We start from the raw sequence: 14,387 nt of genomic DNA on the forward strand, positions 1-14,387 counted from the left end.
TACATTACTCACCCGTCCGCCGCTCGTCAGCGAGAAGCAAGCTTCCCCTGTTACCGCTCGACTTGCATGTGTTAGGCCTGCCGCCAGCGTTCAATCTGAGCCATGATCAAACTCTTCAATTAAAAGTAGCTTGATGCTCAAAGAATGTCTTACTGACCGTAACGTTCTTTTGTTCGGCTAACTTTGTCGACTTCGCATCGCTTCCCCTCGCCGTACCGAAGTACTGTCTCGGGTTATCTCTGCCTGCCTTCGCGTTATCCTTCCAAAATAAGCGTTACTACCTTATTTCATATATATGAATTAACGTGTTAGTCACTCTTCAAGACTTAAAATCAAATATTTTTTTGATAGTGTCCTGTGAGTGCCCACACAGATTGTCTGATAAATTGTTAAAGAGCGTTGCAGCTTTTCTTAATTAAAATCAACCTTTCGGTTGTTGCTGCGAGGAGGCGTATATTACGTTTTCCTCCGTGAGAGTCAAGCATTTTTTTGCTTTTTCTTTTCAGAATCTCTCGCTGCCGTTTCAGTGTTCATCGCGCTTTGCGTTGTCTTGTTCCCGGTCAGTGGATGCGCATTATAGGGAGTCTAAGAAATCTCGCAACCCTTTTTTTAAGATTTTTTGCCATTTTTAGTTCAACTGCTGCATTCCACAGCAACCCCCCTAGTTATACTGAGTTATCCACTATTTTATCCACAAGACAAAAATAATTTTAAATTTATCGCGCATTACGCAAACGTTTGCGTTACAATTAGCACGAAATTTCAGCATTGATTTTATTTTTATGTTCTGAAATTGTTAGTGACTTATATATTGCTATGGAAGAAGCTTGCAAATTCCACGCTGCTTTTATAAATAGGTATATAAGAAGAGCACTCTAGTTTTTCACTAATAGATATCGTTATTGCCTTATTTATTCAAATCCAAGGGATCTATCTCATGCAACTGCTTCGTCCTATTCGTCGTGCCCTGCTTAGTGTGTCTGATAAAACAGGGGTTGTTGAATTCGCTAAGGCGCTATCTCAACGTGGTGTTGAGCTTCTATCTACTGGCGGTACTGCAAAGTTACTTGCTGAATCAGGTCTAAATGTAACTGAAGTTTCAGATTACACAGGATTCCCTGAAATGATGGACGGCCGTGTGAAAACATTGCACCCAAAAGTGCACGGAGGAATTTTAGGCCGTCGTGGTACTGATGATGCCATCATGCAACAACATGATATCGCCCCAATCGATATGGTCGTTGTGAATCTATATCCGTTTGCCCAAACCGTGGCAAAGCCAAACTGTACCCTTGAAGATGCTGTAGAGAATATTGATATCGGCGGCCCTACAATGGTACGTTCCGCTGCAAAAAATCATAAAGATGTGGCAATTGTAGTGAATAGTAATGATTACCAAACTATTATTGATGAGATGGATGGTCATGAAAACGCCCTGAATTGGTCAACACGTTTTGACCTCGCAATTAAAGCTTTTGAGCATACCGCTGCCTATGACAGCATGATAGCCAACTATTTTGGTGAGTTAGTAGCGCCTTATTATGGTGATACGACACAGCCTTCAGGCCGCTTTCCTCGCACCTTGAATTTAAACTTTATCAAAAAGCAAGATATGCGCTATGGAGAAAACAGCCATCAAGATGCTGCTTTCTATATAGAAGAAAATCCGAAAGAAGCTTCAATTGCAACGGCACAGCAGATCCAAGGCAAAGCACTGTCATATAATAATATTGCCGATACAGATGCTGCACTTGAGTGTGTGAAGTCATTCGAAGAGCCTGCATGTGTGATTGTCAAACATGCCAACCCATGCGGGGTTGCTATCGGTAATAATATTCATGCTGCTTATGATAATGCGTTTAAAACAGATCCAACGTCTGCTTTTGGGGGCATTATCGCTTTTAACCGTCCATTAGATAAAGAAACAGCGCAATCCATTATTGATCGCCAATTTGTGGAGGTCATTATTGCGCCTTCTGTTGCAAAAGATGCACTTCCTGTTCTTGAAACCAAGCAAAATGTACGTGTGCTTGAATGCGGCGAATGGAGCAAACCTGTTACAAGCTTAGACTTTAAACGTGTAAATGGTGGATTGTTGGTTCAAGATCGCGATTTAGGAATGATTGAAAAAGAAGCGCTGCGTGTCGTCACAAACCGCCAACCTACAGAGCGTGAATTACAAGATGCCATGTTCTGCTGGAAAGTCGCTAAGTTTGTAAAATCTAATGCTATTGTTTATGCCAAAAATGACATGACCGTTGGAATTGGTGCAGGCCAGATGAGCCGTGTGTATTCAGCCAAAATAGCAGGAATTAAAGCAGCTGATGAAGGCTTAGAAGTTGCAGGCTGTGCTATGGCCTCAGATGCTTTTTTCCCATTCCGTGATGGTATTGATGCGGCAGCAGCGGTAGGTGTAACTTGTGTTATCCAGCCGGGTGGGTCTATCCGTGATGATGAAGTGATTGCAGCAGCCAATGAACACGGCATTGCAATGATCTTCACTAACATGCGCCATTTCCGTCATTAATTATTAGGAGACTCGCCATGAAAATTTTAATTATTGGTGGTGGTGGCCGTGAACATGCCTTAGCGTGGAAAGCCGCACAATCACCTTTAGCAGATAAAGTCTATGTTGCTCCCGGTAATGCAGGAACAGCGTTAGAGCCCGCACTTGAAAACGTGAATATTTCAGCAACTGATATTGATGGGTTACTACAATTTGCTAAAGAAAAACAAATCGATTTAACCATTGTAGGCCCTGAAGCACCTTTAGTTATTGGTGTGGTTGATGCATTTAAACAAGCAGGGCTAACTATTTTTGGCCCAACCAAAGGCGCTGCACAACTTGAGGGGTCAAAAGCGTTTACCAAAGATTTTTTAGCGCGTCATAATATCCCAACTGCCGCTTATGAAAATTTTACTGAGATAGAACCTGCTCTGGCTTACTTAGAGAAAGTTGGCGCGCCTATTGTGATTAAAGCTGATGGCCTTGCTGCGGGAAAAGGCGTTATTGTTGCTATGACTCTGCAAGAAGCCAGAGATGCCGTTCACGATATGTTAGCGGGTAATGCATTTGGCGATGCAGGGCACCGTATCGTGATTGAAGAGTTTCTTGATGGCGAAGAAGCCAGCTTTATCGTTATGGTTGATGGCGAAAATATCATTCCAATGGCAACTAGCCAAGATCATAAACGTGTTGGTAACGGAGACACAGGTCCAAATACGGGTGGTATGGGCGCTTACTCCCCTGCACCTGTCGTTACTGATGAGGTACATCAACGTGTGATGGAGCAAGTGATTTCCCCAACGGTTAAAGGAATGGCGAAAGAGGGGAATCGCTATCAAGGTTTCTTGTATGCAGGTTTGATGATAGATAACGCGGGTAACCCTAAAGTTATCGAATTTAACTGCCGTTTTGGTGATCCTGAAACTCAGCCAATCATGATGCGCTTGCAGTCGGATTTAGTTGCACTGTGCTTAGCGGGAGCGAAAGGAGAGTTAGCGGGTAAAGATTCCCAATGGGATGAACGCTCTGCATTAGGTATCGTTATTGCTGCTGGAGGCTACCCAAATGATTACCATAGTGGTGATATCATTTCTGGGTTACCCACCACTGAAGCTTCTGATAGCAAGGTTTTCCATGCAGGAACACGTCTGAAAGAAGGAATGGTTGTCACTGCCGGTGGCCGTGTGTTGTGCGTCACTGCATTAGGTGATGATATTGCCAAAGCCCAAGCTAAAGCGTATGAAGCAGCAAAAAACATTCATTGGAATAATAGCTTTTATCGCAATGATATTGGCTACCGTGCTATCGCACGTATTAAGTAATAGAACAAAATGACCTACAAGCTGATAGGAAGAAATTTTTATCAGCTTTTTGTTTTATTTATTCTATTGCTTTTGCCATTGACCTTCACACAGCCGATCCCCTATGCCTTTCGGAGCATAACTAGGATTTAAATACGACGAACGGTGAAGTTAGAGTGAATCTTTACTCGGTTGCCAGCTGCAAAAATCGGTATCCGCTACCATCAAAAGCTGCGTTCCTTCTTCAGATTCCAGCCATGCTAAATTAAGTTTAGAGCGCCAAGCTGCGGCTCGACTTTGCAACCAGTTTTCTGCATAAGGTTCAAAAACCACATCACGCACCTCACCTTCACAGGTGGTTATTTTACCTTGCTGCCAATAACCTTGGTAAAGCTTTACGCCACCAACCACTAAAGCCGTATTCACATCGAGCACCCGCTCGGCTTCAAAACGCCAACGAGCAATATCATCAGAAGAAAGAGGCGTTTTATTATCTTGCTGAGTTCGCTGCATAAAAATAACATCATTATTTTTATCAAAGCGTAATTGTTCTGTAATATCGCCACCTTGTTGGTTTAACTCTTGGCTACGGATTTGCCAGAGTTCACCTGAACGATATTCGAAAAAATTTACTGAGGTATTCGTGCCTTTATAGGGGCTATAAACCACCATCAAGACCAGAGGCTGGCTTTTTGCGTCATTTAATCGCCACATCCGAATGACGCCATCATCAGCAATAAAACCACTGGCGCTAAACTCGGGAAGCTTTGGCGCATTGGAAGAACAGGCGCTTAGCATTGAGATAACTCCCAATACTAGCAACCTTTTTTGAATAAACAAAAGGGGTAGATTTTTACCCCTCTTGATAATTCGACTGTACAATGTACTTATTTAACTGCGTCTTTCAGTGCTTTACCGGCAGAGAAAGCGGGTACAGTTGTAGCAGGAATTTGGATTTCTGCTTTAGTTTGAGGGTTACGACCAGTACGAGCTGCACGGTGGCTAACTTTAAAAGTACCGAAACCGACCAGTTGGACTTGTTCGCCTTTTTTCAGCGTTTCAGAGATAGCATTCAGAGTAGATTCTAAAGCTGCTTTTGCCTGAACTTTTGTCAGGTCCGCTGATTCTGCGATAGCATCAACTAATTCAGTCTTGTTCATAAATAATCCTTACACAGTGTGTTTATCGTTTGCAAAGCATCGAGTGCGTCGGATATGCCAAATTGACAGCCCCTGATACACGCCCCCGATAGCCACTTCTTCTCGCCCCTAAATGTAGACCAGAGTAGGGGCAAATGTGAAGCCTTAGTACTCAGCATTACTGCGTCAAGTCACGTTTTCGTTAACGAAAGTGTGAAAATTAGCTTAATGTAATACCTATATTACTCACCCCCGCTTCGCGAAGGTCAGATTTTAATCCTTTAATTAACTCTAAGTCGCGCTCTTCACAAGCTGCCAGTAAACGGAAAATGTCCCACTGGATATCCCACTCTTCTTCTATAGCAGGCATTTCTTTGAGCTCTTCTTCAGTCATTTCCCGCCCTGCTTGAGTCATTTCGAGCATGGCAACTGTACGAATGGATGCTTCGCTAACCAATATCGCATGTTCGAGTGTTTCTCCACTCAATTTTGAGTGAATAACTTCACCCAATGCAATGCAGGCATCAATAGCTGGATACACACCATACATATCGAAATCATCAGCTGTTGGGATAATTTCTTCTAATTTTTCTAACTGATTGTCGAAATTAACTTTACTATCTTTGATGACTAATGTTTCCCAAACCAAATCAAGGATGGCACGATAAACTTTAGCATCGGCAAATTCAGTTTGCTGACAAAACATTTGAAAATTGGGATACATTCTTTCACATAGGCTTGCCATAAAAGTGACATGTTGCCAGCTTTCTAATTTTTCCAACCTCAAATGAATGGGATTTCTTAACATAATTTCTGACTCATCAATCTTAATACTTCGCAGTTTACCTGAAAATCTCTCAATGCCACATATTTTGCTGATAATTAGCTGATTTTCTCATTCATTCGCTTAAAAAATACTCGATTTGAGGCAATTCCGTCAGCAAAACGCGTTGGTTCTGGCAATCTATACCCTCGAAGGCTTTGGTTAACCCATGTTAATGAAGATAAAAAATCTATTTTATGCCCTGGTGAAATATACAATGGCTTACAACGTTTTTTGCTACGTAATACCCAACCTAGTTGTTCTTCACCTGCCATTAATGGAAGGTAACTTGTGGGTTCTTCATCCGGTATAACATCGTCACCACACAAACGGCTTTTGGCAACACCAATGGTTGCCACATTTGCCAGCAAGCCAAAATGGCTAGCGACACCCAAACGCCTCGGATGGGCAATTCCTTGTCCGTCAACTAAGACAAGTTCCGGCTTATGCTGTATTTTCTCCCAAGCCGCCATTAACCCTGGAACTTCACGAAATGAAAGTAACCCTGGAATATAAGGCAGTGGAGTTGGGACTCGTGCGATTTGATACTCCACCAGCTCCAGTTGCGGCCATGATAGAACGGTAATGACAGCCCGTGTTACCGAGCCCTGTTGTTCAAAACCGACATCAGCCCCACCAATCCACTGAGGTGACGAGTATTCATCTTGTAAAATAACGTGTGCGGCTAGGTCAATTTGTTGCTGTCGTAATGATTTAGTATCTAAAACCATAATGCGTCCAATGCTAGCGATACTTAATAATTCTTAATCATAGATGATAATGGTGTACTTACAAGGTTCAATAAATACACCATAAATCAAGAATAATAAATGATAATTACTGATGATATTGGCGAGAAAAACGATGAACTGCGTCTACAAATGTGCCTGCATGTTCAGGTTGTACATCCTGATGGATGCCATGTCCTAGGTTGAATACATGCCCTTCACCTTGACCAAAACCTGCGAGTATATTTTGCACCTCTTCTTCTATACGTGCAGACGGTGCATATAGCATAGATGGGTCCATATTCCCTTGCAAAGCAACTTTGTCACCAACACGGCGACGAGCATCGGCAATTTCAGTGGTCCAATCCAGCCCTAAAGCATCACAACCTGTTGCGGCCATTTCTTCTAACCACTGACCGCCACCTTTAGTGAATAATGTAACAGGTACACGGCGACCATCGTTTTCTCTAATCAGGCCATCAATAATTTTATGCATATAATTCAATGAGAATTGCAAATAGTCACGCTTAGTCAGCACGCCACCCCAAGTATCAAAAATCATGATAGATTGTGCACCCGCACGAATTTGCGCATTAAGGTATAAAATGACACTATCAGCCAGTTTATCCAATAATAAATGCAAGATGTTCGGGTCTTCATACATCATTTTTTTGATTTTAGTAAAGGCTTTGCTGCTACCACCTTCTACCATGTAAGTCGCTAATGTCCAAGGGCTACCCGAAAAACCAATCAACGGTACGTTACCTTCTAGCGCTTTACGAATAGCTCGTACCGCATCCATCACATAACCTAATTCCATTTCAGGGTCAGGAATTGGGATATTTTTCACATCCGCTGCACTTGTAATCGGTTTTTGAAAACGTGGGCCCTCGCCTGTTTCAAAGTAAAGACCAAGCCCCATTGCATCTGGGATTGTTAGGATATCAGAGAATAAAATCGCAGCATCTAGAGGGAAACGACGTAATGGCTGTAACGTAACTTCACAAGCCAACTCTGTATTTTTGCACAGAGCAATAAAATCACCAGCTTCAGCACGCGTTGCTTTATATTCAGGCAGGTAACGCCCTGCTTGACGCATCATCCAGACAGGGGTCACATCTACAGGCTGACGTAGCAATGCACGTAGATAGCGGTCATTTTTTAACTCAGTCATTATTTACTCCATTATTATAAGTGGCCGCCTCAAATGGCTAAAAGCGAAGATAGCTATTGTAACATGTAAAAGGCAACAATATCAGCGCTGTGCTATTTGCTGGTTTCATATTCACTTTGACGACAAAGCGCAACTGTATCCTCAATCAAGCGCCTCGCAATCGTGTCGCTCGGGGGGATAAGCGGCAACTCATTGTAATGATACCAATTTGCACTGACTAATTCTTTTGGGTCGACTTGAATTTCACCACTGTCATAATCTGCAAGAAACCCCATCATAAGAGAATGAGGGAAAGGCCAAGGCTGTGAAGAGACGTAGCGAATATTTTTCACCTTAATACGACTTTCTTCCATAACTTCGCGCATAACGGCTTCTTCTAATGTCTCTCCGACTTCAACAAAGCCTGCCAATACCGTAAAGAGTGGGTTTTGAGAATGTCGGCGATGTTGAGCCAGAAGAATATGATCACCACGACGAATTCCAACAATAATACATGGGGCAATTTGCGGATAATAACGCTCATGACAATGGTCACATAGGCAAGCCCACTCTGTAGTACTATGGCGCATCGCGGTGCCACAATACCCACAATAGCGATGTGACCGATAGAATTCAGCAAGTTGTACTCCCCGCCCTGCTAAACGGAACAAACCTTCATCTTGAGCCGCAACAATCCGAGGGGACGCCATATCCGATGGCATCTTCTCTGCAACTAACCAAACAATTTCACCCTGCCATTCACCAATTGGAGTCGCAATCTTTCCTTCTAATGAATAGTCTTTCGCTGTACCACGAGGTATATCCCCCCTAGGTAACCATAGACGACCGGCGAAACAGACGAACCACCAGCCACTTTCTGTTCCAACTAATGTTAATTTATTCATTTTTCATATCTTTTATGGGTTGTCATTATCGATAAATTAGAGGCTATTATTGACACAATACACTTCTTTTACACAATGTCATTCAAACGTTTGTTTCATCTTTTGTCAGGGATAATTTTGACAGTTTTTAGACGATCTATCCCATAAAATGTCTAAAAACTGTCATAAAAAGGTCAACTGGCTGTCACGTCTTAAACTTAGGATGCTAAGTAACCAATACGGCTCCTCAAGAGTGAGAACAAAGATGAAAGCAATTGTACCTGCAATTTTACTATCACTGACAACGTCAAGTATGGCATTAGCCACAGATGCTAACCTCACCGAATTAATCAATGCAGCAAAAAAAGAAGGACAAGTTTACAGTGTTGGGATGCCTGATACTTGGGCTAACTGGAAGGGAACTTGGCAAGACTTAGCCTCTCAATATGGCTTAAAGCACCAAGATACAGACATGAGCTCAGCACAAGAAATCGCCAAATTTGCCGCCGAAAAAAATAATGCTACCGCTGATATCGGTGATGTTGGTGCGTCTTTCGGCCCTGTTGCAGTACAAAAAGGCGTCACTCAGCCTTATAAACCAACGACATGGTCACAAATTCCTGATTGGGCTAAAGATAAAGACGGTCATTGGGCGCTGGCTTACACAGGCTCGATTGCTTTTATGATTAATAATGATTTAGTCAAAGATGCACCAAAAAGCTGGGATGATTTATTAAAAGGCAAATACAAGGTCACTGTAGGTGATGTCGGTATTGCGGCACAAGCCAATAATGCCGTATTAGCCGCAGCATTTGCACGCGGTGGTGATGAAAATAACCTAAAACCTGCCATTGAATTATTTGCTGAATTAGCGAAACAAAAACGCCTGTCAGTGAATGATCCAACCGTCGCCAATATCGAAAAAGGCGAAGTGGAAGTTGGGATCTTATGGGACTTTAACGCACTCAATTACCGTGATCAGATCAAGCGAGATCGCTTTACTGTCGTGATCCCATCTGATGGTTCCGTGATCTCGGGTTACACCACTATCATCAACAAATTCGCCAAAAACCCTAACGCAGCGAAGTTAGCTCGTGAGTTTATTTTCAGTGATAAGGGGCAAATTAACCTTGCCGAAGGTTATGCACGCCCAATCCGTGCGCAATATATAACCTTACCTGATGATATTAAAGCTAAATTGCTACCTGAAGAACAATACCAAAATGTTCATCCAATCAAAGATGCCGAGGGTTGGGAAAAATCATCACGCAACTTACCTAAAATGTGGCAACAGCAAGTGCTGATCCACCAACAATAATCTATCGATTTTAGGAACCAAAGTCTGATGTCAAAGAAAGTCATACTTGTTGTCCTAGACGGTTTAAGTTATTCAGTAGCCCATCACTGCATGGGCTATCTCAATGGCCTTATCAAAGCCGACAGCGCAACGCTTTACAAACTGGAGTGTGAACTCCCTTCCATGTCCCGCCCATTATATGAGTGTATTTTAACGGGTATTCCTCCTGTCGAAAGCGGTATTGTAAATAATGAAATTGTTCGCCTTTCCCACTTTGACAGCATCTTTTCCCTCGCGCGCCTTGCGGGGAAAACAACCGCAGCTGCGGCTTATTATTGGGTGAGCGAGTTATATAATCGCGCACCTTTTGTGGCGAATCGAGATCGTTTTACTCATGATGAATCCCTCACTATCCAACATGGTTGTTTCTACCAAGCCGATCATTACCCAGATGATCACTTATTTATGGATGCGGAATACTTACGTAGCCAATATTCCCCTGATTTTTTATTAATTCATCCAATGAATATTGACGATGTTGGGCATAAGTTTGGCTTTGATTCGCCCCAATACCGTAATACCGCACGTCATGCAGACATTATTTTGTCGAATTATATTCCCACTTGGATTGAACAAGATTATCAGATTTTAATCACCAGCGACCATGGCATGAATAACGATCGCAGTCATGGCGGGACACTACCAGAGGAGTGCTCTGTTCCATTGTTTGTGATTGGCTCACAATTTTCACATCAACCTTGTGACATTGAGCAAACGGCTATTTGTGGAACCATTTGCCGCCTACTTGGCATAGATTCTCTCAATAAGTCAGTCTGTGAAGGGCTATTACAAGGAGAAAGTCATGGCTGATGTTATCGCCTCCTGTGAACAAACTAACCAACAACAAGGGAAAATAGCTCTGTTAAAAAAACAACTGGCGTATTTTCATTGGCGAGCCGCTTTGTTGCTCCTACCATTTGGTGTGCTGTTTTGTTTATTTCAAGTTGCACCAATGATTTGGATACTCGTAAACAGCTTTATCTACGAAGAAGCGTGGTCTCTGGGTAACTATCTTGAGGTATTTAGTAATGATTTTTACCTGCAAGCTTTCGAAAATACCTTATGGCTTTCCGTCATTTGTAGCGTTGTTGGCTTATTCATTTCTGGTGTGACGGCTTTTTCTATCTATAGGATGCAAGGTAAAGTACGCCGGATGATGATTTCCTTTACCACCATGGCAAGTAACTTTAGCGGTGTTCCTCTTGCTTTCGCTTTTATCATCATTTTAGGTTTCAACGGCGCAATCACCTTGCAACTTAAGGCTTGGGGAATAATTGAAGATTTTAATATTTACAGTGCAAGTGGCTTGATGCTGTTGTATGTGTATTTCCAAATACCATTAGGTATTTTATTACTTTACCCTGCTTTTGATGCGCTAAAGCCTGAATGGGAAGATGCCGCAAAAACGATGGGGGCAAGCAAACTCACTTATTGGCGAAAAGTTGCTATTCCGGTGCTTTCTCCTGCGTTGCTCGGTACGTTTGTTATTTTGATTGCCAATGCAATGGGAGCCTATGCAAGTACCTACGCCCTGACCAGTGGGAATTACAATTTAGTGACAATCCGCATTGCCAGCTTGGTTTCTGGTGATCTGTTCCTTGAACCGAATATGGCCGCCGCATTATCCATTCTGCTGATTGCAATTTTAGGTTTTATCACCGCAATTCATCATTGGCTCATCAAACGGAGCTACCATGCAAAATAATCATGCGCTCGCCTCAAGTATTAATAATAGCCATAAAGACTCGGGGCTATGGTTCCATAAAGTTATCTTAGTCAGTGTCGCTAGCTTATTAGCGCTGCCTATTATTGCTACGTTTTTTTACTCTATTGCCAGTTCTTGGGGCGCAACCGTGTTACCTGATGGCCTATCATTAAAATGGTACCTACAGCTATGGCAAGACCCGCGGTTTCTGATGGCCTTTCTCCGTTCATTGATTATCTGTTTTGCTACCTTGCTAATTAGCACCTTAGTCATTTTACCAATGACTTTTGCGGTATTTTATCGATTCCCTAAACTTAAGGGATTGATGGATTTACTGATTATTCTTCCTTTTGCTATCCCCCCCGTTGTGTCATCAGTCGGGTTACTGCAAATATTTGCGGATGAACCTTTTATGTTAGTGGGCACGCCATGGATCTTAATTGGTACCTATTTCACCATCACGCTACCTTTTATGTATCGCGCTCTAGCAAATAGTTTTCAAGGTATTCATTTACACGACTTAATGGATGCAGCTCATTTATTAGGCGCTAGTACGTTCAGCGCTTTTATGACGATAGTGCTACCCAATATCCGTAAGGGAATGCTGGTTTCTTTATTAATTTCATTTTCATTTTTAATGGGTGAATTTGTGTTTGCCAATATCCTTGTGGGGACACGCTACGAGACACTACAGATTTATCTATTCAATATGCGCCAGACCAGTGGTCACTTCACATCCGCGCTCGTGATGTCTTATTTTCTCTTTACGTTATTGCTGACATGGTTAGCAACACGTTTAAATCGTTCAGGAGATGAATGATGAGTTATGTTATTGCTGAAAATTTAGCGAAGTCCTTTGGTACAAACCATGTTTTTACCGATATTCAATTCACGATTGAAAAAGGTGAGTTCATTACCCTATTAGGGCCCAGTGGCTGTGGAAAATCCACTCTATTACGCTGTATTGCGGGGCTTGAGCAGCTCAATAATGGCGAACTGTATATTAATCGTCAAAATGTGACTCATCATGCCGCTCAACAGCGGGGAGTTGGGATGGTGTTTCAAAGCTATGCTTTGTTTCCTAATATGACCGTAGCAGATAACATCGCGTTTGGTTTGAAAATGCGTAAAGTCGGTGGCGATGAAAGAGTAAAAGCCGTTTCAGAAGTGATTGAGATGGTGGAGTTACAAGGAAAAGAACAACAATACCCACATCAGTTATCTGGTGGTCAGCGTCAACGGGTTGCATTGGCAAGAGCATTAGTTATGAAACCGCAAATTTTGCTGCTTGATGAACCATTATCCGCCCTAGATGCCCGCATTCGTAAACACTTGCGTCAACAAATTCGCCATATTCAGCGCGAGTTAGGCCTGACAACTATTTTTGTCACCCACGACCAAGACGAAGCCATGATTATGTCAGACCGTATTTTTCTGATGAATAAAGGCCAAATTGTGCAAAGTGATAGTGCTGAGAATATTTATACTCAACCTGCTAACGAGTTTGTCGCCCGCTTTATGGGCCATTACAATCTAGTTGATTCAAAAAAAGCCAATGCCATGCTAGGCTTAAATTTGCAAGGCACACTCGCCATTCGCCCTGAGTCTATTTATGTGAAAGAAGCTGGTCGTCAGTACGGGGAGCATATTTCACACCCTGTTGATGCTATCATTATTGACCATCAATTATTGGGGAATATCATTCGCTATAGCGTAAACACGCCGGCTGGCAACATGACGGTTGATTTACTAAATCGCTCATCAGAGCGCTTATTTGAACCAGGCACTCACCTCGAATTGATGTTTAATAAAAATGAAATTCGTGCCCTTAGCCAGTAATAAGATAGGAATATAATGCAAAATAAATTAGCCATTTTCGACTTGGATGACACCTTGATCCAAGGAGATAGCAGCGTACTGTGGACACAATACTTGTGGGATCAAAAAATTATTAACGATCCACTATTTGTTGAAGCAGATAAGGCGATGATGGCGCAATACAATGCCGGAACCTTGGATATGCCAACTTATTTACGCTTCAGTTTGCAGTCTCTTGCAGACATTAAAGTCGAGCAAGTTGATCGGTGGCTAAATGACTTTGTCAGTAACATAATTATGCCGCGGATCTACCCTGATGCCATTCAGACGATCAACCACTATCGCGCTGAAGGGGTTCCTATTATTGTAATTTCCGCCACGGTTTCATTTATCGTGAAAAAGATTGCTGAAAAACTGGGTGCTGATGTCGCGATGGGTATCGATATAAAACAACAAAATGGCTGCTATGGCACTGAAATTGAAGGCATCCCTACATTCAAGGATGGCAAAGTTAAACGACTATTACAGTGGATTCGCCACCAGCCAATTACAGATGCCTATGTTTATTTTTATACTGACTCGGCTAATGACCTGCCGATGTGTCAATTTGCTGACGAAACATTTGTGGTCAACGGTGACCCTCGTTTAATACAAGCCGCTAAAGAGCATCATTGGCAGCAATATCAGTGGGATTTATAAATCTTATATTTAATCCCCCTGATTTTGGGTTTCAACTAAAAGTTTATCTAAATTATCCATGCTAGAGGAAAGCGATAAGCTGAAATATCCCAAGGAGCATACATGCGCATGTAACTTGGGTTGCCAAACGCAGCCAACGCACTTATCGCTTGAGAAATGAGGGGAAAACAACCTCTTTCCTCTAAATTATTCAAGTGAGAAGAAGGCGGCAAGCGAGGATATCCCAAGGAGCATACATGAGTATGTGACTTGGGTAACCAAGCGCAGCCAACGC

At 42.4% G+C, this 14,387-nt stretch carries 14 protein-coding genes and 1 rRNA gene; 8 read left to right on the forward strand and 7 right to left on the reverse strand.

Translation table 11 applies throughout. From position 1 onward, the window contains the following. Positions 1-122: ribosomal RNA gene (locus ACLPIE_RS13970) — 16S ribosomal RNA — on the reverse strand; the annotation flags it as partial. Between the two features lie 815 nt (positions 123-937). On the opposite strand from ACLPIE_RS13970, the gene purH reads away from it, so the two are divergent. Together purH and purD are read left to right on the forward strand one after the other, a co-directional pair. Continuing rightward, on the forward strand, positions 938-2,527 hold the full coding sequence (gene purH, locus ACLPIE_RS13975; protein WP_430262408.1) for a bifunctional phosphoribosylaminoimidazolecarboxamide formyltransferase/IMP cyclohydrolase: 1,590 nt from the start codon (positions 938-940) through the stop codon (positions 2,525-2,527). A 17-nt stretch (positions 2,528-2,544) separates the two neighbouring features. Further along, the gene (gene purD / locus ACLPIE_RS13980; RefSeq protein ID WP_430262409.1) at positions 2,545-3,828 is read left to right on the forward strand and encodes a phosphoribosylamine--glycine ligase; all 1,284 of its coding nucleotides are present in this window, start codon (positions 2,545-2,547) and stop codon (positions 3,826-3,828) included. 150 nt (positions 3,829-3,978) lie between these two features. Here purD and ACLPIE_RS13985 read toward each other — a convergent pair whose 3' ends face one another. The 6 genes from ACLPIE_RS13985 to nudC all read right to left on the reverse strand — a co-directional run bounded on the left by ACLPIE_RS13985 (position 3,979) and on the right by nudC (position 8,555). Then, on the reverse strand, positions 3,979-4,605 hold the full coding sequence (locus ACLPIE_RS13985; protein WP_430262410.1) for a DUF1481 domain-containing protein: 627 nt from the start codon (positions 4,603-4,605) through the stop codon (positions 3,979-3,981). An 89-nt stretch (positions 4,606-4,694) separates the two neighbouring features. Beyond that, a complete protein-coding gene (locus ACLPIE_RS13990) occupies positions 4,695-4,967 on the reverse strand; it encodes an HU family DNA-binding protein (RefSeq protein WP_430262411.1) in 273 nt (90 codons plus the stop codon). Between the two features lie 199 nt (positions 4,968-5,166). Beyond that, complete coding sequence (locus ACLPIE_RS13995; protein ID WP_430262412.1) at positions 5,167-5,754, reverse strand: YjaG family protein; 588 nt, start codon at positions 5,752-5,754, stop codon at positions 5,167-5,169. Positions 5,755-5,828: 74 nt separating this feature from the next. Next, positions 5,829-6,500 (reverse strand): deoxyribonuclease V, encoded by a 672-nt coding sequence (gene nfi, locus ACLPIE_RS14000; RefSeq protein WP_430262413.1) that lies wholly within the window; start codon positions 6,498-6,500, stop codon positions 5,829-5,831. 106 nt (positions 6,501-6,606) lie between these two features. Beyond that, positions 6,607-7,671: a uroporphyrinogen decarboxylase gene (hemE, locus tag ACLPIE_RS14005; protein WP_430262414.1), complete on the reverse strand. Its 1,065-nt coding sequence runs from the start codon at positions 7,669-7,671 to the stop codon at positions 6,607-6,609. A 92-nt stretch (positions 7,672-7,763) separates the two neighbouring features. Beyond that, complete coding sequence (nudC, locus tag ACLPIE_RS14010; protein ID WP_430262415.1) at positions 7,764-8,555, reverse strand: NAD(+) diphosphatase; 792 nt, start codon at positions 8,553-8,555, stop codon at positions 7,764-7,766. A gap of 244 nt (positions 8,556-8,799) precedes the next feature. Between nudC and ACLPIE_RS14015 the strand changes: the two genes are divergently transcribed. From ACLPIE_RS14015 to ACLPIE_RS14040, 6 genes are read left to right on the forward strand one after another with little or no spacing between them, the layout of a single operon-like run. Next, positions 8,800-9,852 (forward strand): ABC transporter substrate-binding protein, encoded by a 1,053-nt coding sequence (locus ACLPIE_RS14015; RefSeq protein ID WP_430262416.1) that lies wholly within the window; start codon positions 8,800-8,802, stop codon positions 9,850-9,852. Positions 9,853-9,879: 27 nt separating this feature from the next. Continuing rightward, positions 9,880-10,701, forward strand: a complete 822-nt coding sequence (locus ACLPIE_RS14020; protein WP_430262417.1) for an alkaline phosphatase family protein — start codon at positions 9,880-9,882, stop codon at positions 10,699-10,701. Further along, the gene (locus tag ACLPIE_RS14025; protein ID WP_430262418.1) at positions 10,694-11,596 is read left to right on the forward strand and encodes an ABC transporter permease; all 903 of its coding nucleotides are present in this window, start codon (positions 10,694-10,696) and stop codon (positions 11,594-11,596) included. The genes ACLPIE_RS14020 and ACLPIE_RS14025 overlap by 8 nt, the downstream gene beginning before the upstream one ends. Beyond that, positions 11,586-12,416 (forward strand): ABC transporter permease, encoded by an 831-nt coding sequence (locus ACLPIE_RS14030; protein WP_430262419.1) that lies wholly within the window; start codon positions 11,586-11,588, stop codon positions 12,414-12,416. The genes ACLPIE_RS14025 and ACLPIE_RS14030 overlap by 11 nt, the downstream gene beginning before the upstream one ends. Further along, positions 12,416-13,435 carry an ABC transporter ATP-binding protein gene (locus ACLPIE_RS14035; RefSeq protein ID WP_430262506.1) on the forward strand — a complete coding sequence of 340 codons (1,020 nt, stop codon included), beginning with the start codon at positions 12,416-12,418 and terminating at the stop codon, positions 13,433-13,435. Before ACLPIE_RS14030 ends, ACLPIE_RS14035 begins: the two co-directional genes overlap by 1 nt. Before the next feature lie 15 nt (positions 13,436-13,450). Beyond that, positions 13,451-14,113: an HAD family hydrolase gene (locus ACLPIE_RS14040; protein WP_430262420.1), complete on the forward strand. Its 663-nt coding sequence runs from the start codon at positions 13,451-13,453 to the stop codon at positions 14,111-14,113. Positions 14,114-14,387: the final 274 nt, after the last annotated feature.

It is taken from the genome of Providencia sp. Me31A (genome assembly GCF_050487165.1).
Lineage (GTDB): Bacteria > Pseudomonadota > Gammaproteobacteria > Enterobacterales > Enterobacteriaceae > Providencia.